Origin of the sequence: Mycobacterium lehmannii (assembly GCF_001499925.1) — a bacterium.
GTDB classification, from domain to species: domain Bacteria; phylum Actinomycetota; class Actinomycetes; order Mycobacteriales; family Mycobacteriaceae; genus Mycobacterium; species Mycobacterium lehmannii.
In genome coordinates, this window is the sequence record NZ_LQIR01000014.1 from 26,102 (window position 1) to 49,842 (window position 23,741).

At 60.4% G+C, this 23,741-nt stretch carries 15 protein-coding genes; 6 read left to right on the forward strand and 9 right to left on the reverse strand.

What is annotated here, in order from left to right; translation table 11 throughout:
• Positions 1-129 precede the first annotated feature (129 nt).
• From AU192_RS10470 to AU192_RS10505, 8 genes are all read right to left on the reverse strand, one after another.
• Complete coding sequence (locus tag AU192_RS10470; RefSeq protein ID WP_064395777.1) at positions 130-978, reverse strand: phosphoadenosine phosphosulfate reductase family protein; 849 nt, start codon at positions 976-978, stop codon at positions 130-132.
• Positions 971-4,414 (reverse strand): hypothetical protein, encoded by a 3,444-nt coding sequence (locus AU192_RS10475; protein WP_064395779.1) that lies wholly within the window; start codon positions 4,412-4,414, stop codon positions 971-973. The genes AU192_RS10470 and AU192_RS10475 overlap by 8 nt, the downstream gene beginning before the upstream one ends.
• Entirely contained in the window at positions 4,411-5,484 is a 1,074-nt protein-coding gene (locus AU192_RS10480; protein ID WP_064395782.1) for a DUF4007 family protein, read from the reverse strand. Before AU192_RS10480 ends, AU192_RS10475 begins: the two co-directional genes overlap by 4 nt.
• Before the next feature lie 17 nt (positions 5,485-5,501).
• The gene (locus tag AU192_RS10485; protein ID WP_064395785.1) at positions 5,502-6,650 is read right to left on the reverse strand and encodes a cysteine desulfurase family protein; all 1,149 of its coding nucleotides are present in this window, start codon (positions 6,648-6,650) and stop codon (positions 5,502-5,504) included.
• Between the two features lie 239 nt (positions 6,651-6,889).
• Positions 6,890-8,080, reverse strand: coding sequence for a DEAD/DEAH box helicase (locus tag AU192_RS25060; RefSeq protein WP_242656933.1), 1,191 nt, complete (start codon positions 8,078-8,080; stop codon positions 6,890-6,892).
• A 59-nt stretch (positions 8,081-8,139) separates the two neighbouring features.
• Complete coding sequence (locus tag AU192_RS25065; protein WP_082694971.1) at positions 8,140-10,221, reverse strand: DNA sulfur modification protein DndB; 2,082 nt, start codon at positions 10,219-10,221, stop codon at positions 8,140-8,142.
• Between the two features lie 828 nt (positions 10,222-11,049).
• Positions 11,050-16,401, reverse strand: coding sequence for an AAA domain-containing protein (locus tag AU192_RS10500; RefSeq protein WP_064395791.1), 5,352 nt, complete (start codon positions 16,399-16,401; stop codon positions 11,050-11,052).
• A gap of 452 nt (positions 16,402-16,853) precedes the next feature.
• Positions 16,854-17,447 (reverse strand): TetR/AcrR family transcriptional regulator, encoded by a 594-nt coding sequence (locus tag AU192_RS10505; RefSeq protein WP_064395792.1) that lies wholly within the window; start codon positions 17,445-17,447, stop codon positions 16,854-16,856.
• 72 nt (positions 17,448-17,519) lie between these two features.
• Between AU192_RS10505 and AU192_RS10510 the strand changes: the two genes are divergently transcribed.
• Positions 17,520-19,082 (forward strand): phytoene desaturase family protein, encoded by a 1,563-nt coding sequence (locus AU192_RS10510; RefSeq protein ID WP_064395794.1) that lies wholly within the window; start codon positions 17,520-17,522, stop codon positions 19,080-19,082.
• Positions 19,083-19,096: 14 nt separating this feature from the next.
• Here the strand turns inward: AU192_RS10510 and AU192_RS25790 are convergent, their stop codons facing one another.
• Positions 19,097-19,711: a VldE C-terminal domain-containing protein gene (locus tag AU192_RS25790; RefSeq protein WP_207544926.1), complete on the reverse strand. Its 615-nt coding sequence runs from the start codon at positions 19,709-19,711 to the stop codon at positions 19,097-19,099.
• Between the two features lie 268 nt (positions 19,712-19,979).
• Between AU192_RS25790 and AU192_RS10520 the strand changes: the two genes are divergently transcribed.
• The 5 genes from AU192_RS10520 (at position 19,980) to AU192_RS10540 (ending at position 23,694) form a co-directional block, all read left to right on the forward strand.
• Entirely contained in the window at positions 19,980-20,612 is a 633-nt protein-coding gene (locus AU192_RS10520; protein ID WP_242656929.1) for a DUF7255 family protein, read from the forward strand.
• 76 nt (positions 20,613-20,688) lie between these two features.
• Positions 20,689-21,150, forward strand: a complete 462-nt coding sequence (locus AU192_RS10525) for a DUF3592 domain-containing protein (RefSeq protein WP_064395796.1) — start codon at positions 20,689-20,691, stop codon at positions 21,148-21,150.
• Positions 21,151-21,152: 2 nt separating this feature from the next.
• Positions 21,153-21,854 carry a peptidoglycan recognition protein family protein gene (locus AU192_RS10530; RefSeq protein WP_242656930.1) on the forward strand — a complete coding sequence of 234 codons (702 nt, stop codon included), beginning with the start codon at positions 21,153-21,155 and terminating at the stop codon, positions 21,852-21,854.
• Between the two features lie 394 nt (positions 21,855-22,248).
• Positions 22,249-22,554: a DUF732 domain-containing protein gene (locus AU192_RS10535; RefSeq protein WP_064395798.1), complete on the forward strand. Its 306-nt coding sequence runs from the start codon at positions 22,249-22,251 to the stop codon at positions 22,552-22,554.
• A gap of 42 nt (positions 22,555-22,596) precedes the next feature.
• On the forward strand, positions 22,597-23,694 hold the full coding sequence (locus AU192_RS10540) for a hypothetical protein (RefSeq protein WP_064395800.1): 1,098 nt from the start codon (positions 22,597-22,599) through the stop codon (positions 23,692-23,694).
• The last annotated feature ends 47 nt before the right edge of the window (positions 23,695-23,741 follow it).

Below are 23,741 nucleotides of genomic sequence, written 5' to 3' on the forward strand. Positions count from 1 at the left end.
TATGCCAGTGCGCAAGGCGCGTTACCTGAAGCCACGCTGTCGGCGGGGGTTACTACTTGTCATGCGCGATCTCGTCATGGAGTTCGTCAACGGCGTGGCATTGCGGGACTAGCGAGCGAAAACACCACCTTAGAGTGCACACACCGAACACTGCGTCGTGTCGTCGTCATCGTCGAGCGCATCGCCTAGGACCTCCCATACCGGCCGGTTCTTCTTGCGCTTCTTAGCTTGTTCTTGCGCTTCTGCGTGTCGCGCAAGAATCTCTTCACGCCGAGACAGAAGGTCTGGTAGAGACTCACTACCGGACCACGTGTATTGGCGGCCCTTCATCGCATAATCACCAAACGAAGCATCCCCGTCTGCGCCCGCATCTTGTCGAACCTTCGACTCGATCGCGATGGCCCGCTGAAACAACTCGGGATGCCGCTCGGCTAGTCCCACCCACTCAGCCTTGCGTTGGTAGAAGCAGAAGTAGCAACCAGATCGCGTACGCCATTCGTAGTACTTCGGCAGCCCTATACCGGCTTGTTCCAAGATCCGCAATACACCGTCGTGATCGATATTATTCTCGACAAACGGCAGGACCGTGCGAATATTTGGCTTGGTGCTTACATATCCTTTACGGCTGGGCTCGTCGGCTCTGATTGCTACGTACGACACCGCCCGAGCGTCTCCGATCCACTCTTCTAGGGGTTCGATCTTCATCTTCTTTGTGCACCAGCGCATCTGAGGGGACGGCAAGGTTCCGCGATAAACGTCGAACCAGTGGTCGAAACCCTTTCGCGCGTTAAGGCGCGCAATGGGCTTCGCGAGTGCCGTCTCGAGACGGTCCAGGTACTCATAGGTTTCGGGTAGCTCGGCACCTGTGTCGCAGAAAAAGTACTCCATCTGCGGCACGCGGTCTCGCAGGAACACTGCTAAAGCGCTCGAGTCTTTTCCACCGCTAATGCCGCAAATATGTCGTACAGTGTCAACCATTGATTTGGTTCCTCTCCTGGCCACTGCCTGTCCCCAATGGCTCGGCGTTCTCGTGCTCTATCGCCAACCTTGCCATCAGTATCCGACAAGCGGCTGCCCTCGACACTCCGTTCTCCATGATGGTGTCGAGCAATCTCTCGAAGTGGGGATCGAGGGCCGCTTTCTCCGGCTCGGTGAGAGCCAAGAGTTCGATCGTCTCAGTGCCATCAGGTCTTGTAAGAGTCATCCGACTCGAGGCGTACCCGTGCGTCTTGTTTGCGGCAAGACGGTCGTGCAGTAGAGCAGATGTGCGCCGTAATGCGCCGCCCAACTCTGCAACCCTGAGAAAAAACCGTCCGGCTACGTCGTCGGTCCAGACGCGAGGTGCTTGGCCCTCACAGACCACCATTGCGAGGTTTTCCAACCATTCATCGTCGTCCATTGGACGACAAAGCGCCCCGACGAATGCCTTCAGTCTAGGCTCCAGGATGTTTCCATCAAGCCGCGTCGCGTCAGCAGATAATGCCTGACGCAGCTCCCCAAGGTCACTCGATGTTGACGTTGCTTCTGCCAACTGCTGTCGTATCGACGTCAACAGTCTTGGATAGGCTTCGCGGAGCTCACGAACTGTCTTGGCTAGACGGTCTGCGAACTCATCCGCAACCTTGCTCTCCAGCCGCCCTCGTCCCCGAAACGGTTCCATACCGAAGATTCCCGGGAGCGTCTCAAAGAGTAGTACATCGGGCTCTGTCGCCTGATGAAAAGCCTCCCTCACGGCGATCGCCTGACGAGACAAAGCAACTCGCGTCTTCTGAGAGTACGGGGGCAGTAAACGTAGCTCACGGTAAAGCGCACTAGCAACGTTCAGGAAAGTTGGCGTACTGGCGCGGTGGGGATTCGTGATACCCATTCGGGTCGCAAGGGAGTCAATCACGACGGATCGCTTACCATGCGCGACTTCGGTGTTCTTAATCGTGAAGTGGCCGAGGTTCTTCGTAAGTCGTTCTGCGACAGCGTCATCGATCGATAGGACCAGGGTCCCATGCTCGTAGAGAGCAATATCGTCACCACGGACGACGAGACCGGCGATAAGGAGTAGAGGAACGATCCCGTCCTTCAGCCCCACGGGAGGCAGCGTCATGCTGTCGCGAATAGAGGCGAGGCTCGTGCGCTCATCCACAGCGCAGTCAAACAGCCTATTCATCAAAGACCATGCGGGCTTCCAACTGCGGTCTGACGGAGAGCGCAGCTCCCAATGCCCAGTATCTGACCTTCGGTGGATACCAGTCTTTCGGAAGACCGCCTCGTAAATAGCCCGCTCGGGGCCGTACCCTTTTATCGCAAATGCTTCAGCCTCTCGATGAGCCAGTAGAGCATCTGTGAGGGTTCGGCGCGCCTTCGCCCCCTGGCTCGTCAGCTCCCGACGAGCGATCATTTCATTCGCGATGTGAGGCGTCCGCGAGTAGATCACATCAGCTACATCAGACAGAAGCGCGGAAACGCCAGCAGAGGGGTCGAGCGGAACTTTGGTCCCAGCGAGAACCCAGCGCGCACGCACATTCCACGTATCAGCGATCACCATCTGTAGCCTCTGCTGCGCGGCGGATGCTCTCTCAACTAGCTCGGTTTGAGCGACCCAATCCGCTCCCTCCGACTTCGCGCTCTGCAGGGCCGAGTTCAGCGCTGCGGCGTCTATCGCGGCGTGGCGGACCGCCGAGATATCCGCTGGAATCACGAAGATCGCTGGACGCCCGTCTGCGGGACGGGGGGCAGACAACGTATCAAGTTTCGGATCCGTCGAATAGCAGATCACCCCGTCGAACTCCGAATCAAGCTTATCGAGCCTGCCTCCATCCCCGCGGTCGAAGATTCGCGCAAAGACGCGCAGTACTCCGGTCCGCTGGCTGTGTCGTCCCGCAATAACCGGGTCGAGGTTTGACGCATAGCTCAGCAACTCGCTCAGATCAGTCGCCGAATAATTGCTTCGGGCGTTTTCAATCACCTTGCGGAGGTTGTAATCGGACCCCTGCCATATCCTGTACTCATCAGAAAACGCCCGATATGTGATCAAACCCGCATCGATTAGCGACGCAATGTGGCTCTCGAGTTCCCCGCCACTCTCGACGTCGACCCCTAACGTCAGACGCAGCATAGCCTCTGAAGCTCTAATCCGGCCTCCGCTGGCCACAAGATTCAGGAGACCGATCGTCTTCAGAACCCTAAGCTCCATCAAAGTCAACCCGGGCGTGTCGCGGATACGGGTTTCGATTTCGATCCAGCGGCTAGCGCTGTCAGCCACGCCGATCATGCTCCCAGAAGATTCCAGAAAGTAGTCGTAAAGCAGATCCAGACCAGCAAACGGGATGGCTTCATTTGGTTTCCACGCCGTCTTCTCGAGGAAGGCGGGTAGCGCGGAAGGCTCGGAACCCGCCAAGAAAGAGAAGAGAGTGCGCTCGTTCTGGCCATACCGATTGCAAAGTTCAGGAAGGACGGCCAGGGCGACTGGATGCAACGGCATCGCGGGCGCCGCGTCATCCACAAGGTCCCGTAAACCGAGTGATTCGAGTGAAATTCGATGATCGGCTACCCAGCTATCCGCTGCGCGTCGAAATGGCTCCTGCTGTTCGAGCGTGGAAGCGATGAGCCTGCGTGACTGCGAGGGGGTTTCGATGTATGGGATGTCCTGGAAACGACCTTGAACCTTCGCCCACTCACGACGGCGGGTCGCTGAGCTACGTTGCACGTAATCATCGAAAGAGAGGTGCTGCATGGTGATAATTACCAGGGGGACAGCCCGATCGCCCTGAGTCATCTCAGCTAGCTCTTGCAGGAGGAAGGGATCCCCATCGCTGCCTGAGGTCGCGAAATACTCGAGATTCTTCCCAAATTCGTCCAGTACCAGAAGCACGGGGCTGCGCTGCGTCAACTCGTGAATGACCGAACGGACGCTGTCGGAAGCTGCGTCAAGTTTGCCCTTCCCGAATTCTGCCGGAATAAGCGAGCGAATGCCCACTGAATGTCGCTGCGCGCCGGAATGTAGCGCACGAGCGATGGTCGTGGCCACCGGTTCGCAACGTGCAGTCGCAAACGCTCGCACGAAACCAGAGTTACCCGTGTTTACGGAGCGAATCGCTGCCCGGAGAGCGTAATCGATATCGGGCGCAACGTTCTTGAGAATCGAGTGTGCACGCTTGAACTCAGAGCTAGATGATCCGGCGAGTAGCCCATCAAGGAAAACTGCTAGCGACGACTTGCCGCCGCCGTGCGGGCCGGTAATGGTGAAGGTTCGCCCCACAGTCGGATCTGCGATTCCGCTCGCCACCCTCGAGATGACATCAAGCGCGCGGCCGGTCGGAATATATCCGTCGATGACTGCGCCGCCGTGATCTCGCTCGACGTTAGCAGACCGGCTAAAGCGACTATTCGGCCGTACGTAGTCCGCGAGGTTGGTTGTCACGCTGCATCGATACCCGTCTGTGCACGTGTCCGTTCGGCTTTGCGGAGAACCCGTTCGACGCTCGCGTCGCCCAGACGCGGCTCAGTCGCCGCAACTCCCACAAGGGCGCAATCCGTGAGTGCCGAAACCTCAGAACCATGTTGCGCACGCCTGGCGGCGAGCAACTCAAATGCGACATCGTTGGCGGGCGCACTAATAGCGAGCTGCCTGGAACCAGCCGGCCGAACGAGACGTAGGTGACCGACAACAGACTGAGATTCTTCAATCGCATCCGCAATGTCCTTTTCAGTGATTTTCATGATGCGGCCGGGAGAGCCCGGATCTGCTGCAAGCCGAGTGAGAGTGACGGTTTGCGTCCCGCGGGCGCCTCGACTCAGATAATCGAGACAGGCGTAGGTGATCGCGGTGGCAGGGAGAGTTGGCTTGCTTCCGCGAATAATCCTGTAGGCGTGCCGCTTAGACGTCTGAGAGGGACGGATCAACCCTAGTTCGCGAAAGGGCGAGTCCAGTAAGTCGTCGACTGTCTGACGCCCCTTTGTCTCCCGTCGCGAATACATGCGTAGAAGGCAATCGACATCTTTCTGCACGCTGCTCTTCATTGGCCGGCCCCAGGTCGTGGCAGCGATCTCGTCAAGGCAGTAGTCAAGCAGTTCGGCCTCGGTGAACTCCAGCCCGCCAAAGTCGTTGAGCGCCAAACGCCAGACGGGAAGGATTGTCCTCTCCGAGACGGCGTGCCAGTGCAAAATCCAGAGTGTGACTGTGTCTTCGATGAACGGGTCATACCCAAGGCGGTCATCTAGAAGCGCCTGGCCGATGCATGTCGGCGTGTACACGGAAGTTCGCGGCCGGTCAGGATGAGGACGCCGCGTGATTACCTTCGTGGCTAGTGACCAGAAACGAATCGCCTCCACCATGTTCTTACCGACTCCGAGCTCAACCGGGGCTGTCTTCTCATTGAAGATGTTCGGATTCCGCGACGCCGCGTTGTAGCCCTTCTTGATCCAACCGAAGCGAGGGTGAAACGTCTGATGATTAGCGAACATTGGCATCGCAACTTGCTCAAGCGTCACGGATCGCCCTTTCTATTCTAGTAGTCAGACGCCATTTCGCGGACCCGCGTCACAGCCGCGCTTATCGATCGCGACGCGTGAATCACGTCGTCCTCTGTGGTTGGCCGCCCGAGGGAAATACGCAATGACTCGGATGCTTCATGTCCGGTCATCCCCATCGCTAGAAGGACGTGCGATGGCATAGAAACAGCCGATTGGCACGCGGAACCAGCAGATACCTCCACATCAGACATAGACGCCATCACTGCTTCAGCATCTGCGCCGACAAATCTGACGTTTAGCGTATTGCAGAGCTTCGGCACCCCCGCCCCGTTAACTACGAATTCGTCGAGGCCGCCTCTCAGTTTGGCAAGTAGCTTCTCGACCAGGGCATTCATGCGCGCGGTGTCGCTCGTTTGCTCCTTCAAGGCAAGCTCGGCAGCTAAACCGAACCCGACGATCGCCGGCGTGTTTTGGGTGCCGCCACGCAAGCCCCGCTCTTGCCCTCCGCCGGAGGCAACCGGAACTAATAACTTTTGGGTATGGCGATCCGCGACCAAGGCCCCAGCGCCCTTCGGCCCATAAATCTTGTGACTGCTGATGACGAACAGATCGGCGACGGCGCTTACTTCAGCTAGCGAACCCTTGCCCACCAATTGGGTCGCGTCAACGAGAACCAACGCGCCCTGACGCTTTGCGATGTTTGCGACTTCACTCAACGGTCCCAGGACACCGGTCTCGTTATTGGCCGCCATCACAGCAACCACGGAGACTGAAAAATCAGCCACTCGTTGAAATTCGTTGAGATCTAATACGCCGTTACGGTCGACGCGCACATAACGTACCTGCCCCCCGCTAAGCCGCGCACCAAGCTCCGCCGCCTCCAGGATGGCTTTGTGCTCTGTCGAAGACACGACGATATTCGGACGATTCTGCGCCCCTAGCATAGAACCGAGCAGAGCGAGCGCCGCCGCTTCGCTCGCACCACTAGTAAAGATCACGTTTTGTGCCGGACGTCCCACAAGTTGAGCGACACGGCCGCGCGCTTCCTCGATCAATTCAGCAGCCATTTGGCCAGCACGATGATGAAGACTGGAGGGGTTGCCGAATGAGTCGAACGCTTCAATCATGCCCGGGAGTATTCGCGGGTCAACCGGTGTTGAAGCGTTGTAGTCGAGGTAGACCATCGCGCCAATCCTATTCTCCGAGCGGGGTGTTCCGAAGCAGCCACGCGGGTGGACCACAACTCTTACACAGCCTGCCGACAAGCTGCGCCGGTCAGCCACCTGGGTCTCACCGAGCCGCCGGTGCTCGGATCCTAGCTGTGGCAGGGCAAGGGGTTCACAAGCCCGCACGCCGCCGCGGCGGGCGGGCTGCGCAGGATGAACCCGTTCAATGACTTCTTGTATGCAGACATCGCAACCGCCTACGACCAGTCATAATCGCGATAGCGGTAATAGGAGCTTGGAAGTCCGTGCAGCGCTAAATGATCATCGAACTCCCAAACTGTTGCCACCGACGATCCACCCGTACGTGGCCCTCGCGCCGCACGACCAACCATTTGCTCAAATAAGATAGGACTGCCAACTTCCGGCAGGAGAAAGACGTCGGTGACCGCCGGGCAATCGTATCCCGTCGCGAGTAACCGTTGATTGATCAAAACTCCTATTTCGCGAGTTGCAAATGCCGCGAGGGCGCCGACGCGCTCGGTGATCGGTGAATCAGAATCGATGGCTCTAGCAGCAACTTCGAGACCTAACAAAATATCCTGCAGTAAGTAGGCTCCGCCGACCGATGCAGTGAAGATCAGCAGATGGCGCCCACGATTGAATAACTCGCGCGCTGCCCGCGCTGCGATTTCGAGCCGCTCTACCTCATCTTCTCGCGGGATCTTGCGCGCTGTAAACTTTCGGAAATTTAGTTTTGCGAGGACACCGCTAGCTTGAAGCGCTGCGACCGGATTATCCCCAAGCCGGTCGCTCCGCAATAGCCGCCGCCCAAAAAGCTCCAACAAGTCGGCGGTCTCCGTCGGATCAGTTCTGCCCGGAGTGGCCGACAAGCCTAATAATGGCGCCGATGCTGGCCTTGAAGTAGAGCGGAGATCCTCAACGGCAGTCTTGTATGTTCGAGCCGCCATTTGATGAGCCTCATCGAATACGACGACATCCCAACTCCCTAATCGCCTTGACCGCTTGAGCGCAGCGTTTACTGCATGTGGCGTCGTGAACCAGATGAGATTCTCGCGCTTTTTGTCCACACGCCGAGTAAGAGTGATGTCTGGCGCAACACCAGTCTCCCGCCACAGCAGTTCGAAAGTATTCATCGCCTGGTCTAAGAGTTCGATCGTGGGAGCCAGCCAAACGAACCGTGTCCCTGAATTTTCGACAAGGCAATTGATTACGGCCATTGCCGCAGTCCTCGTTTTGCCACCGCCGGTCGGAAGCGAAAGTAGGGCGGCGGACTTTTCGTTGATAACCGCTTGAGCCTTTTCGACAAGATCTGATTGATAAGCGAACAGATGTGGTCTTGCCTCAGCGCGGACTAATCGGCGTTCGAGACTCTGATCCCGCCCGATATCATGTGACTCGAAGCGTGTGTCGGGCCGACGGGAACTCACTCGAAATTCAGGAGACAGCTGCAAGCGCAACTGCTGGTACCGTCGTTCCCACTCGGCTGCTATAGTTCTAACTCCTGCCAAAGAAACCAGAGCCGCCGGCGGGCCTCCTCGTACCCAAATTCTTCTGAATATTCCTCGCCGCGTCCGCGAATAGCGCGCCCGGCGGCGCTACCTTCGCCTTTGGAGAACCGAGTCACTGCTCTACCAATGCTTGCAGTGATAGCAAGCTCCGGATCGGCTGTGCAGTCGTTCCAGAAAGTATCGAAATCGGAAATAACATCGGGCTCGGTTCGGTCGTCATAGAGGACCATCGCAGCAGCCAAGAATATAAGATCGCGCGCCCTTACCGAGGCTGACTGGGTGAAATCTATCGTATCTTCGGGCTGTCTGAGAAGTGTACCGGCCCAGAACTCGTCGACGCGGCCATCTTCGTCGCTAAACTCTCCGTCGATCATGAGAAAATCCGGATACACGTCGACAACGCGGTTGATAGATTGAATAAATTCCTCCGCGCGCGCAGCATACTGACTTCTAAGAATTACTTGCTTCGTTTCCCTGATCGGATCGGCAAATTCCTCCTCAGCTGAGTCTGCTGAGGGCTCATAATCATCACTTGGGGCGTCTAACTCACCAAAATCAGGGAATTCTTCTTCTTCCGAGACAGCAAGCGCTTCTACGTCAGGTGTGCTCAACTTGGCATACTCAAGGAACCCCATCAAAAGTGCGCGTTGAAACGCAACGTTGAACGCAAGGTTGTCGACTTTCAACCCGTTGATACCCGCGGCGGTCGCCTCGAATGCCTTCTCGCTGATTGGGTCGACCGGCCTGTCGGCGACCCTCCCCAGGAATTGCCGATACTCTTGCGCAGCACGCCCATCGTAGGTGTCCTGTTTCTTCCTCTCTAAAAGATGGAACCACTGCTGATGATCGAGCGACAAGCTCCCGTCGTGCAAACGTTTTGCAATGAGCTGCTCATAGGGTCTAAATTTGGTGAGTATCTTCGTAATCGGACCTCCCCAAACGTCAGAGAATGCAGATTCGATATGATCTAGATCAGAATCCGTATACGCAAATGGCCGCAGTTGGAAGCTCTCGAGGTCTTGAAGACGCGCCCGCGCTTCTAGAAGCTCAATGCCAAGCCGGTTCTCAAGCTTCTTAATCTGCTTCGCAACCGCTGAGTAGTCGGTAAAATCCTTTATCGACTTTGTCTCAAGGACATTGCCTACCAACCAGTCGAGGCCAAGAACCGTAGTAATGTATGGTCCAGTATCGAATTTCGCCTGCTCGGAGTGCCAGTCCACTAACGAAAGAGGTAATCTGGGCGGTGCGTCACTGAGAGCATCCAAGTTACCCGATAGTTCCTCTTGCAGGACCGCCCGCACACACAAGGATTGTGGGTCGCGATCGTCTAGAAGGATCTGGCGGCCTCGGCTGACCGTCTGAGCATGCTTGTTCAGATCAATGAATAGACGCCGAAGTAGTTCCACCGTGGAGCTGCCGGGGCGCCCCATATAGCCGAGGCGTTCATCGAACACTAGAAGGATGACTGGCACACGCGTTTGAGCGGTGTTTGCCGGCTGTCCTGATGATCCCACCAACGTTTTAATCGCGGCTAACCGATGCTGTCCGTCGATCGCAACGCCAAAAATCTGATCTTTGTTCCAACGCATTCGGCCGCTGCGGAAGGCGGCGTCGGTTACGTCATTCCAGCTATCCCAGAATCCGAATTTTATAGGCCCTACGACAAGCTCTTTCTTGTAAAGAGCATCAGTTTCGTGATTAGGAGCGCGCCAGGAGTCGCTATCCGTGAAACTGTCAGTAGTCTCTCGTCTTTCAGCATCATATGGTAGCAGTGCGATAGTAATCGAATTGAAGAATTGAGGGCTTTCCTGATCACGCAGGTATGGCGTAATGCGCTGCTCGACCCGACGCCAGTCGATGTCTCGCTGATAAAGCTCGTCAAGGCTCCACCGGATCTCCTCACCTCCCGGAATCTCGGACGTAAGATGCAAATCGTTGGCAGCGTCGTCAAGGGAAACCGTCGTTGCGAAGTATGGAATCTTCCATTTCGATAGGTTGAAGCGTCCATAAAGAAAATCAAAGTGTGCTGACGCCCTGATATCGTCTAGTGCTCTTGTCATTAGGCCCTCCCTAAATCTAGCCTGGCCGCTTGGTTAAGCCTGCTATTGTCAATGCAGCCGATATGTATTCGACCGACTTGCGTAACAACTCGGGCTTAGTCTCGAATCCTTTTAGGACCATGTAATGGAAATCTAATTTCTCCCAAGACAGATCGCTGCTTTCTTGGACGGTGAGGCCAAAGTCGGTAACGTGTCGAACGTGCTCTGCAGCACGCTTCTGGAAATTCCCCGTTTCCCCCACGTATAGCGTGGGGGCGAAATTCTCCAACGATTCTATGTATTGCTTCATCCACATTCTAGATTGTGGCGTCTTGAGGAACTGGAGAAGGTAGTTAGCTTTATCTTTGGTGAGGCCCCTCCCCCTTAGCTCGACGCTCGGAATTTGGAGGATATGCGAAATTGCACGCATTTGAGATTTCCCGCGAATCCCGGTAGTCAGGCTTTCGAGCCAAGCCACCATGCTTGCCGCGTCACTCCATTCCCACGGTTCCGGACGAAATCGGAGTTTCCAGAAGTAAATGCCACCTCCATCCTCGATGTATGGCTTGAGAGAGTCATTCGCTTCAACCGCACTCGAGAGCACCGCTCCCCTACATATGTGCCACTTGGCCCCTGCCGCCAACTTTACTCCCACTCACACTCATCCTGTTCAGCCCAAATCAAGCGCGGTGCCGGTTTCGTCGCCGGGCCCGCACTCCACCTATGGTCCGCTCGCCACCTTATCGGCGCTGCGAGTGGTCGCGGTTGCGGTTCGGGGTTGTTGTCGCTTGAGATACCCTCGCGAAACTGCGGATGGCCGCATAACGATCTCCCCGGGGCTGCACGAATTCACTGCTCAGACCCAGCCAATCGCAGAGCTTTCCGCAGTACCGTCCTCGCGTTGTCCGTCAGACGCTTGAGTCCTAACACATCGAGGACCGCGCGGAATAGACACTCCTCAGCGAGGGGGGCATCTTCCGTCAAGAACTGGCGGAGATGGTGTGCAACCTCAGCTGGTGGAACCATGTCGAGGCTTCGCGGCCCCAATCGCCGCGGTAGCACCTCCGGCTGGGATGCGATCCGGAACGTCCGTGGCTTAACTCCGGGTTCGTTCAGCGGATTGCTCGACACGATGAGTGATCGCCGCTCCGCTAGTAGGAGTGCTTGGTTAAGTTGACGCGCAATTTCGCGACCTACCCGCTGTCCGCCATAGGCTTCGCGATAAGCCTGGTGCACCCGATGACCCAACACCGGCCCCTCGATCTCAACGATCCGGATCACGTTGGCAACCACTTCGTTCAACCGACTCTCCGTGATCGGCGGAAGTGGGTCTCTAAACACCACGTACGGCTCGAGAGACGAAGCGCCTGCAGCAATCCCGATGACGTCTGCATCGTCGTCATACGCGCGGTGCCGTCCCTCGCCATCACCGAGCAGCACCGAGGAATGCACTTCGTCAACGGTTTGCACCATCTCGTCGTCGCCCTCTGCGTGGTGTCGGCCGACCGCGACCAATGACGTCGCTACCGGGACCTTCGACTCAACCGTCTCGTCAATATGGGACACTGGCTCGATCTGCGCTGCAAGCACTTCCAGTCGCTCACTATCGGTGGTCGAGCCATCGCTTTCACCGGCTGCCGATTCGGCATCGGCTGCCTCCTCGGTTACTACTTCCTGCTGGATAGCCACTTCTTCGGCGATGGGATCAACCCAGTCCGCAGGCCGGATATCCAACTCATCGAGTCTTTCCCACAGTTTCGCCAAGGTTCCTGGCATATCGGCATAGAACATCGACTCTCGGATGCGGAAGAACTTCCAATCGCACCGTTCGAGCTCGCGCTGGCGTGCCAGATCTGCTTCGTACGCCTCCGGCCCATGCCAGAAGTCTCCATCGCATTCGACTGCAAGCCGGCCGCGTGCACCGAGAATGACAAGGTCAATCTTGTACCCCATCGCTTCGTGTTGCGGCAGAACGGTATATCCACGATCGATGATGCGGTTGAATACTCGCTGCTCGAACAGCGAGTCGAACGGCGGAACGAGAACATCCTCGGGCACGGGGCCAAAGTCATTCGCGTCGCCGTCGCTCTGCGTCCGGTTCACGACGCCATAGCAGTAATCGAGGAGCTGGTATCGCATGTCCTCGGGATTCGTGAGTGCGTCTCGTGGCATTGAGTGATAGACCCACATTTGATTCTTCGCGCGCGAGGCGGCGACGTTAAATCGTTGCACGTATTGGCCCATGGTCAACGCACCCATCCGCTTGTCCTCCCGCGGCGACTTCACCATCGACAGGAACATGACGTCGCGTTCGGACCCCTGGAAGTCGGGGGCGTCCCCGCATCGCAGATCGCGCGCCGCCCATTCCTCGGGTGGAACTGCGTCGAGCAGCTTGCTCTCGATCAGCCTGGCCTGCTCCTTACCTAGCAGCGAGATCACACCAAACGTGGCGCCGTCGTACTCCGGCTCTGCGAGACATTTCACGATCTGATCAACGATCGCCTCAGCCTCCACAGGATTGGTCTTATTATCGGCCTCGTACCCATCCGCGAGATAAACGACCTTGATCGGGTCGAGTCGTGCTGCACCGAACTGACGTACCGGAACAAGCCGAATACCTTCCGGTTCGTAGGCAATTCGATTGGAGAACCCGATGATCTCGGGCACGCAACGACGGTGCTCCGTCAAGGTGATGCGACCACCGAACCGCATATTGGCTTCATCGAAGTAGCTCCGCTTCGGATCTAGCCACGAAGCCCGATACGTGTCGTTCGCCAGGTACAGATTCGCTAAATCGCGCAACTGCTGCTGATCGACACCGACCGCTGATGGCGAAACTTGCTTATCATCACCGATCACCACAATCTTCGGCGCCAGATACTGCAGGAATGTCGCCTCCAGACCGGCTTGCGAAGCCTCGTCGACGATGACGACATCAAACGAATTCGGTTGCACACGAAGCTGTTCTGCGATCCTGTAGATCGGCATAATCCACACCGGGACTGATGACCGGCACCGGTCCATTGCCTCAGTGATTTCGACGCGTTTCTTTGCCGCGTACTTGCCGGTGCCCTTGCCCAACGAGGCGACGAGCTGCGCATACTGAGCGAGATTCGCCCGGGCACGGCCGGTTAGTCGGCCTGGAGCTACCGCGTGGCCCCAGGCCCGCTCGGCGGCGAGATGCTCGACCTCGCTTCTGATCTGCTGCTCGATGCCGTTGAGTTGCACCTTCAACGCGTTCGCATCTTCGACGTCCTGCGCCATAATCCAGCGGCCGGTCATCTCCCATCGCCAGGCGTCGCTGTAAGAAGGCAACCGGTCGGCCCATTCCGACGCATCCGGCTTAGTCATGATTGCCGCAGCAAGACGCGGTGCAGAGGCTTCCAATCGCGCATGGACTCGGTTGCGCTCAGCGACCATCTCAGCGACCCGATGCAGGTGAACCAGTCGTCTATGAGCTGCTGCGTAGGCGTCCGTGTCGCGGTTACGCACTGCGTCCAGCAGTGAGGAGACGACCTGTGGTGGGTCCGGCCACCGAGCCTCGGACTCCAAATAACCCACCAGCGCCTCGACCGGCGCCGATGCGCTGACCGCACCGTCGGCAGCCGTTGCTGCTTCGACGAGTTCGGCGTAGCGCCTGATCTCATCAAGCTTGTTCCAGTCCGGCACCGGAAGGTCGTTGGCTTGGAACCAGGCCCGCTCCACCTCGAGCTGCTGACCGAGCTCGAGCACTTTGTCGAGCTGAGCCACCTCCGTGCGGTGCCAATGCAGCTCCTCAGCGAGCGTGTCCTCATCGGGAATCTGAACTGAGGCGGGCCAGGCTTGATCCATCGCGGTGATGGTTCGACTGGCATCCACCCAGTCGACGAACGCGGCGAGCTGCTCCTTTGTCACCGCCGGCAATCCGTTGATCTTGACCTCTGTGAAGAACGGCTCGGCCAGCTTCACTGTCTTGGGACTCAATGCGCCGATCTTTGGCGAGCCGTTCGGCAGCGTCTTGATCTTTCCGCCTGAATCCAGGTGCGCTAGTAGGGATTTTGCGATCTGCTGCTGCACCCCCACGTCGCCCGAACCAGTAGCCACCGATGTTGTCGGACCGATCCGTCCGATGAGCACCTCGACTTGTTCAGCCAGCGACTTGATTTGCGCGGACCGGGCCATCCAGATCTGATGACGACCGCTGCGAACATCCCGCAGCGCCTCGTTCATCCAAGCTTCCTCGCGTCGCTCTAAAGCTCCGGCACGTTCGGCCAACGCAGAAACCCGGCTTCGCAACTCTTCACGAACATCTGGTGCGAGTGACCTCACGAAATCGAACGACTCGTGTGACAGTAGGTTGTCGAACCTTGTCTTGTGGGCGATTGCTTGTCGTTCGGCGACGACGAGTGTGGAGAACTCCTGAGGCGGCACCAATGACTCGACGGCGGGAAGTCGGCGGGTAGCTTCGCCCTCGTTCTCCGCTACGTCCAAATTCATGAGAACTTCACGCCACCACACGATCTCCTCCGAGGAGACGCTGGTGCCTACGTTGTTGGGATCGACGTCGAACTCCCGAATCCACGAGAGCTGCGGCTCCTGCTCGAGGTGGCGGTACGCGATCGCGGCGAGGGTGTCCTCCTCGGGACCGTCGCTGCGGATCTCTACCTCCTGCAGGCGGATCGCGATCAGCCTGTCGTACGTCTCGGCGCGGCGGCGGCGCAGGTCGTCGATCCTGGCGAGGTGACCTTCGATGGCGCGGCGGGACTCATCGGGGTCGAACTCGTCGGCACGCTGCGAGATGCTGTCGACGGCGGTGCGTAAATCGGCCATGTCGGTGCGTGATTGGCCAATAACCGACACCGCAAGCGACCGAATTTCACGCGGCAGTTTGTCGCGGACTTCATGTAATGCTCGATCAGTCTGCGCGGTGATCAACACCCGCTTTCCCTGTGCGAGGAGATGCGATACGAGCGCGGCAGCGGTATGCGTTTTGCCGGTACCAGGCGGGCCTTGCACCACTGTCTGTGCATTGCGGTCGACCCGCTCGATGATCTTGCGTTGCGCCTCATTGACCGGCAGCGGCAGGAAGTCCTCTTCGTCGATCGTGATCACTGCGCCGGACGCGGCCGCTCCGTCTGACTGCGACGGTTGCCGGTCCGGATCGATCAGCGGCAGGACGCCCGCCGGCACGTCACCGGTGGCTTGGATCTGGCTGACGATCTGCTCGTATATCTGGACCAGCCCTCGCTTGGTACGCCGCCGGAGGATCAGTGCTGGAGCGAAAGCGCCCCGCGGTGCCGATCCGGTGTGCGGCGACAGCGCATCCTCGTCGTATTCGGCGCTGGCGTCGAGTCGATGGGTGAGGCGGCGACAAACGTCCCCGATCGCCGGGCGATCGAGGAGGTGGCCCTCGTACTCGGCGGCCAACTGCCGGATCTCGTCGATCTTCGACGGACTAGGAATCAGCGCCGGGTCGAGCATGTCGAGTTCGATTGACACGTTTTCGGGCGACGGCACCGCTACGACGGTCAACATGCCACTGTTTTCGTCGAAGTTGATCGTGATCGGTGCGGTGGCGACGTGTCGCTGCACCTGTTCGTGGTCCTCAGGCCGCCACGTCAAACATCCAATTCCCAGGACTAGTTCGAACTCTTCGCTGTGATCGGTGGATGTGAGGTGGACTCCGAAAAGATCCTTGTAAATGTTCCGGACGACGCTGTCGCGGCGCTCTCGTTCCGCCCACAGCCTCCAATCAGTCGTCCACGCGTCGAAGGCGGCGGCGACCTCGGGGACGTCGACCAGTTCGATCGTCCGCGGTTCGGTCTCGGCGCTCTCGTCGTCATCATCGCTCTCAACGCCATCGAAATTGTCGGACTCTGATTCTCCGACGTAGATGGCCTCACGGATCATGGGCTCGTGGTGTGCATCCTCGATTGGGCCCTCGACCCACGGCTCGAGTTCAGCTGGGAGGATCGGTGGATCCAGCCGTAGCGCCCTGTCGACTTCGAGCAGAGGGCTATCTGGCTCTGGGTTTGCGGTTCGGTGTGCCGACCGCACGGCAGCATGGTCCGGAAGGTCGGCGAACCACATCACATGCTCAAATTTGTCCACAGTGTAGACAGGCTTGATCAATAGCCGCTGCGTACTGCCGAGAAATGTGAAGAGGTTGACCGCCTTGCGGACCAAATCCACACCATCAGAGTCGTTCTCGTTCAAGACCACTGCTTCCCCACAGTTCGGACTTCCCCCAGCTCCCAGCAGGGAGCGCATACCAGATGCTAACTGTTAGCTCCGTCAAATAGCTACCGATTATGGCGTACCCGCCCGACATGTTTAGTACCATTCCGTATTTTGCTGCGGATAGCTCGTCGTCCGGTCGGCGACCACCACTCGCCGCTGGGGTGGCCACCACGCCGGACCAGCGCTCTAGGCGCACGCCGTTCGTGAGCGCTACCGCGATCGTCGTATTCGACCGCGGGCGGGCCCGGATGCGGGAGTCGCGCCGGGGCAGATCTCCGCGGCCCGGAGAGCTCACTGAGCGCGGTGTAAGACTGCTTTGAAGACGGCGGGCGCAGCCCACCAGACCACCACCTAACCGATCTGCTACGCCGGCAGGTCGTCAGCAGGAGTGGTAAGGGGCGCGCGGCGGCCAGAGCAGGCTTAAGACTTAAGAATCACCGGAGCGCCAACCCCGACCGCACCAACTCGACGCTCTCCGCAACGATCTTCCCAAGGTCGCCCGCGCAGCCGCCGCGCCCCCAGTTCTCCACGGCGACAACGAGTGCCGCCGCCAAGACGGCCCCCGCCACCTCGCCCTTCAACTCGATGCCCGGCACATCGGTGTACCGCGTCCGCACGAAGTCGGTGATCACCGCCGCGAACGATGCCTGCACCACCCTTAGATGCCCCGCCGCCCGCTCACCGATCAGACTTGCCCGCAGCAGCGCCGCCTGGCGCACTACCTCCAGATCGTGCGGAAAGCTCCCGACACTCGCCATCACCGCATCGAACAGTGACTCCGACGCCGGCCGCCGCGCCAGCGCCTCGGCCAGCCACTCCAGGTGCGTCTCGTAGTCCGCGAACAGCACCGCTTCCTTGGTCGGAAAGTGCCGGAAGAACGTCCGCTCCGTGACACCCGCCTCCGCGGCCAGCTGCGACACCGTCACATTCGCGAACCCGTCCTTCGCGAACCGCGCCAACGCCACCCGCCGCAGCGCCTCCTTCGTCGCCTGACTGCGCTGCTGATGCAGGTTCACGGGCGTCGCCATAGTCCCGCGATCGTATCGCACAAATTCGTCAGTACCGCCACAATTATGTCAGTACTGACATAACCTGCCCGCATGACTGACTTTGACGCAATCGTCGTCGGCGCCGGCCACAACGGTTTGACCGCCGCCGCTCTACTCCAACGCGCCGGCCTGCGCACCCTGTGCCTTGAGGCCAACACCTACGCCGGCGGTATGGCCGCCACCGTCGAACTCATCGACGGCTTCCGCTACGAGATCGCCGGGTCCGTCCAGTTCCCCACCCCAAGCGAGATCACCAAGGATCTCGGCCTCGACACCCTGCCCACCGTCGACGCCGACGTCATGTCGGTGAACATCGGCGAGGCCGGCGAAGAAGCCATGGTCTTCTACCGCGACCCCATGCAACTGATGACCCACCTCGCCGACAAACACGGCACCGACGCCGTCACCGGCATGGCCGAACTCATCGCCTGGAGCCAGGGCCCCGCCCGGGCGCTCGGCCGCTTCGACGTTCGCAAGCCACCCAAGACCGTCGACGAGATGTACGCCTGCGCCACAAACGAATCTGAGCGCCGCGCCATCCACGAAACCTTATTCGGCTCGGCCATGGACGTCATCGACCGCTACCTGCCCGACCGCAAGCGCCACGCCGTCATGCGCGGCATGCTCGCCTTCCTCGCCATCAACTCCACCTACCGCGGGCCCTACACCCCCGGCAGCGCAACCTGCCTGGCCTTCGCCCTCGCCGTCCCCGACGAAGGCACCGCGATGATGACCAAACTCGAAGGCGGCATCGGCGCCCTCACCGAGCACCTGCGCGAGATGTTCGAAAGCCGCGGCGGCGAGATCCGCTACCGCACCAAGGTCGAGCAGATCCTCGTCGACGATGGCAAGGTCACCGGCGTCCGCTGCAAGGACGGCCACACCATCACCGCCCCCGTCGTCGTCTCCAACCTCTCCCCCGACACCACCCTTACCGAACTCATTGGGCCCGTATACGTCTCGACCCAGCTCCTCGAACGACTCCAGGGCCGCGACCACCGCGCCTCCTTCGTCCAGATGCACTTCGCCCTCGACGGCCTACCCGAATTCGCCCCGCCGTACGACCTGCTCAACGAGCCCGGCATGCAGCCCTCGGTCGGCATCTTCGGCTCACCCGAAGAACAACAGCGACAATGGGAGAACGCCTGCCGCGGAATCGTTCCCGACAACCCGTCCCTCGGCATCCAGATCCCGTCCGTGCACGACCCCAACATGGCACCACCCGGAAAACACGCAGCCAGCGCCTACGCCTACGCGTTCCCCGTCGAGACACCTCGCGATCAACACGGTCACCTGAAAAACGAGATGGCCCAACGCGTCATCGACAAGATCACCCGCTACGCACCGAACTTCAAAGATATTCAGATCCGCCACATCACCTTCGCGCCGTACCACATGAACACCATGTTCGGCGCGCCCGCCGGCGACTTCTGCCACGGCCTGCTACACCCCGACCTCATGGGCCCGAACCGCCCCGGCCCGAAGGGCTTTCGCGACCTGCCGATCGGCATCGACGGCCTCTACCTCGGCGGCGCCGGCTGCCACGGCGGACCCGGCATCACCTTCATCCCCGGATACAACGCCGGCTACCAAGTACTCGACGACCTCGGCTGAAGCCAGGCGCGAGATCAGCGGAGGTAGACCTGGCCCTCTTGCGGATATCCGCCACCCGCCGTGGCGATGTGCACGTGGTCGTAATGATTCGCCGTGTCTGAACCGCGATCCGACATGACATTTTTCGAGCCGTTGGGGCGGTAGATGGTCTGCCGCCAGATCGCGTGCTCGAGGCCGAAGCGTTCCGCATTCGCCATGACGTAGGCCAGGACCTTGTCCCCGAGCTCTATCCCCGCCGCCGAGCGGGCATCCGGAATCATCACGTCGATGGCCAACCCATGCGGATGCCACTTCAGAGAATCGGAGCGGACGCCGCCGATGGTGAGGATCTCGGGAAACGTCGCGCTGACGGCACGCGCCACCAAGATGGTGTCCACCTGCAGTCCGTTCTCCGGCGCCTTGCCCTGCGGCAACGTGGGCGGAGGAATCGGGACGGGCGGCCGCGCGGCCATCAGGTTCACCGCCGGGGACGGTGGTTGTGGCGCCGCGGTGACGTCGCGAACCTCAGCGTCGCGAACCTGGGGATAACTGTCTGCGCCGACGCCGAACAAAGCGACCGCCGAAACCACGCCCGCCACTACCGCCAAACGCGAAGACCGCCGCATCTTGGCAAGTGAGTGCCTTCCCATCGCCGGCGGACGATACCCACCACCCCTATGCGTTGCCCAATCGCCCGCAGCACTCCCAGCAACGCGCTCGTTGATTACGGCTTGCCCGTACACCACCTGATCAGAGATCGCAGAACGGCAACCGGGTGAACCAGACGGCAAACTTTCTGATCGAGTTACCCGTGGCCTAAGTCATGAACCACAGATGGGTGTGACCCAGCCTGAATCCACCGGAAAGCCCGCGCCCGTTGCGGCCGGCTTGCCCCCGCCGGAATGCCACACTGATCCCGTGGTCCGCACAGGTGCTCGGGCACAAGCGCTACAGAACCTCATGGTCCGCGCCGGTTTCGTCGTCGCCACGAGTAGCCCACCCGCCCCTCGACTGGAAGCCCTCGGCTCCGAAGCTCGCGAGCGGGTGGTCGAGTTGTTTGAGTCACTCGGCGGGCAGACGCCGACGCCGCGCTTGCGCCCCGGGGCGTGGGACCTCGCGTTCTCCGATGGGCTGGTGATCGAACTCGACGAGGAGTTGCACTTCAACCGCTACCGCGCGCAAACGCTCCAACCGCAGTGGGCGGCAACGCTTCCCTGGCGCGATACCTATCTCCACCTCTGCGCGGACTTCGAGAAGGAGTGTCTCGCTGCGGGCAGGTGGGGTAAGCGGTGGACCACTCCGTCCTGCGAGTCGATGTTCGGGCCGTCGAGCCCACCTGGTGTCCTGGACGGGCCGGGCTCCCCTCGATGGAAACAACGCGCTCTCTACGACGCGGTCAAAGACCTCGCGGCGCTGCAGTCGCCAACACCCAGGCTCTGCCGGCTGTCGGTGTGGGACCAGGTTGGGGAAACGACGATCGGTGACGCACTCGCCGGAGGACCCATCGATCTTGACCAGTTCACCGACTTCATCGCACGACGGACGATCTAGGGCGCTCGCGCTGCATCAGACACCGGCCAGTGCGGAACCCGCGACTCGGCGCTGATCAGCGCGTTAAGCTCCGGCGGTGGCCAACTACGTCACCGAGATCGGGCTGTTGATCATCGGGACCTTCCTGCTGTTCCGCGGTCTGCCCGGCGTACTGCAACTGGTCGGCGCCCTCGGCTGGCAACAGGTCCCCGGCGTCATGCTCGGCTCCGGCGTCGCCGGATACCAGACCCAAGCCGGCGCCGGACGCATGGGCGCCAACGTCCAGCGCTCCGTCGTCGCCTATCAATATCAAATGAACGGACACACTTTCGTCGGCCAGCGCGCAGCGTTCGGTACGCCCCTCGGCTTCGGTATGGGCCTCGGCGGCATCGCCTCCGCGCAAGCCTCGCGCTACGCACCAGGGCAACCCGTCGAGGTCTGGGCCGATCCCAAGAACCCGATGAACTCGGTGCTCCGTCGCAGTGCCCCTTCGTCATTGGTGATGACGGCGCTCGGCGTGGCCGTGCTGATCGCTGCCGCCATATCCCTACTGGGCTGACCGTGCGAACCGACAACCTCAGCCGCCGACGACTCCTGCAACTGGCCGGCCTGGCGACCGCCGCCACCTTCGCGCCGCCCGCATTGGCAAGCGCGACTCCGCGACAGGCGCCCACGAGCGCGATGCTGTGCCGGGACGCGTGGGGCGCCATGCCTGCTCACCCCGGCGGCACACCCCACACGCCCGTCCGCATGACGATCCACCACACGGCGGTCACGCTGGGCGACAACACCAATGCGCCCGCACGCCTGCGCCAGCACCAGCACTACCACCAAGACACCCAGGGCTGGATCGACATCGCCTACCACGTCAGCGTCGACCGCAACGGCAACATCTACGAACTGCGCAAACCTGAACTCGTCGGCAACACCGCGACCGACTACGACCCCACCGGCCACTTCCTCGTCGTCTGCGAGGGCGACTTCGACAAGGAGCCGATCACCGAAGCACAGCTCAACGGCGCCGCACTCGCCTTCGCCTGGGCCGCCCAGCGATTCGACATCCCGACCGACACCCTCGCCGGTCACCGCGACGCCAGCCACGACACCTCATGTCCGGGCGCCAACCTCTACGCCCATGTCACGTCGGGCGACCTCGCGAACCGCATCGACCGACTTCTGGCCAGAGGAACTGTCGAACTCCCCACCATCTGTGGGCCCGAGGCGGCCCAGGCTGTCACCGACATCGAGGCGGGCCTTCGCTAGCAAAAAGGGGCGGGCAGCCCAACCTGCGTGACGCCTGTGACGCATGAGGCCCGAAACGTCGCCAGCCGCCGCGAGAGACCCCTCCAGCAAACAATCGATAGGGAAACCCCTGATTCCTCTACGCAGGGATCTCCGTACCGTCGACACCAGACGCACCCCCGAAAGGGACTGCTCGTCCGATAATTCAAGATCAAGAACCAGCGAACCACCGCTTGACGCGCACTCGAAATACGGCGGCATTACTTGTCGCAGCAACTTCCGGCGAACCCGCCTAGCGCCGCCGCTCGCCGGGGTCGGAACCGACCTCGCAACGCCCGGTCGGGGCACCCTCCGGCGTCTCGCCCGCGACGACGACGGCATCGCCAGCAGTATCCGCACGACGAAGAAGTAACCCATGAAGAAACTGCTCGCCAGCCTGGCGCTGGCACTGACCCTGGGCATCGGCACGACCATCGCAACCGCCGCCCCCGCGGCCGCCGACGAATTGAGCTACCTGAACGCCATTTCGCGGCTGGGCATCACCCCCAACGACGGCAACTACGTCACCCTGCTGCGCTGGGGCTACGCCGTCTGCGCGGACAAGTCGATGTGGGTCCCGTTGGACACCACCGTCGAGAAGGTCGTCTTCAACCCGTACAACGACATCACCTATACGCAAGCCCAGGCGATGGTGATCGCCGCCAACACCTTCCTCTGCTGACGGCGTCGGCCGTAGCGACTCCCCGTATCGAAGGACACGACCATGGTTTATCCCCACCCGTACTACGACCACCACCAGCCGGCCGTCCCGTGGCCCGATGACTACGACGATTCAGAACCCAAGCGCGGCAAGAGAAATCCGGTCGTCGCCGCCTCACTATCCGGCGGCGTCGCGGTTCTCGTGTTGGCGGTCGGCGTTCTGCTGGGTCTTCAGCTCAGCGGATCCGATCCCGACGCGCCTGACGCCGAGCGCCCGTCACCGACGGTCGCCGCGCCCGCCCCGACCGCACCAGCACCTACGGTGCAGCAAGAGCCAACCGCGCGCCGGCCCGCACCCGACACCACACGCCTAGACCGGTCGACATACGCCACGGTGACTCAGCGCGAGTTCGCCCTCATGGCCAAGGATCCTGACGCGTGGGCCGGGCGCAAGATCGTGGTCTACGGGGTGATCACGCAGTTCGACTCCGCTACGGGCGCAACGTCGTTCCGCGCCGACACCGGGCCGGCACCGATGATGGACGTCTACCACTACGACCAGAACACCGTCATCACCGCCTATGACGCGGACATGGTCACCGACTTCGTCGAGAAGGACAGGGTGACGATGTACGTCGAGGTGCAGGGGGCGATGACCTATGAGACGCAAATCGGCGGGTCGACGACCGTACCGTCGTTGATGGCCAACATCATCGAAAGCACCAGCCGGCCCGTACCACGCCCGGCGCCGCTCCCGGCGTCCCTGCCCGACGCCGAGACCGTAAGCGGAAATCAACTGCGCTCGATCGCCACGAGCGACAAGCCGATGGTGCTGGCGACCATGACCGATACCTGGGTACCGCAATTGAGTTCCAAGCGGCTCGGTCTCGTCGCCGAAGGACGCACGTGGACACACTCGGCGATCTTGACCGAGCACCAGCGACTCCGGCAGACCTACCCCGGCGCTCGGCTGCTGTGGTCAGGAGACTGGTCGACATTCTCGAGTTCCAACTTCTGGGTGACGATCGCCGGGTCCACGTTCCCTACCGCCGAGGGTGCGTTGGCGTGGTGCAGAAGCAACAACTTCGACCGGGACCACTGCTTCGCGAAGCTGGTCAGCACCACTCGACCGGTCGAGGGCAGCACGGACTACAACGAGTAGCCCGAAGCGTACCGACGCCGCACAGTCGATTCACAGCGAACCTCCAC

Excerpts from the sequence above, each read along its gene's own strand:
- AU192_RS10505 (WP_064395792.1), bottom strand. The coding sequence starts at position 17,447 with ATGGCGACGCCCGTGAACCTGCATCAGCAGCGCAGTCAGGCGACGAAG.
- AU192_RS10535 (WP_064395798.1), top strand. The coding sequence starts at position 22,249 with ATGAAGAAACTGCTCGCCAGCCTGGCGCTGGCACTGACCCTGGGCATC.
- AU192_RS10510 (WP_064395794.1), top strand. The coding sequence starts at position 17,520 with ATGACTGACTTTGACGCAATCGTCGTCGGCGCCGGCCACAACGGTTTG.
- AU192_RS10470 (WP_064395777.1), bottom strand. The coding sequence starts at position 978 with ATGGTTGACACTGTACGACATATTTGCGGCATTAGCGGTGGAAAAGAC.
- AU192_RS10540 (WP_064395800.1), top strand. The coding sequence starts at position 22,597 with ATGGTTTATCCCCACCCGTACTACGACCACCACCAGCCGGCCGTCCCG.
- AU192_RS10485 (WP_064395785.1), bottom strand. The coding sequence starts at position 6,650 with ATGGTCTACCTCGACTACAACGCTTCAACACCGGTTGACCCGCGAATA.
- AU192_RS25065 (WP_082694971.1), bottom strand. The coding sequence starts at position 10,221 with ATGACAAGAGCACTAGACGATATCAGGGCGTCAGCACACTTTGATTTT.
- AU192_RS25790 (WP_207544926.1), bottom strand. The coding sequence starts at position 19,711 with ATGGGAAGGCACTCACTTGCCAAGATGCGGCGGTCTTCGCGTTTGGCG.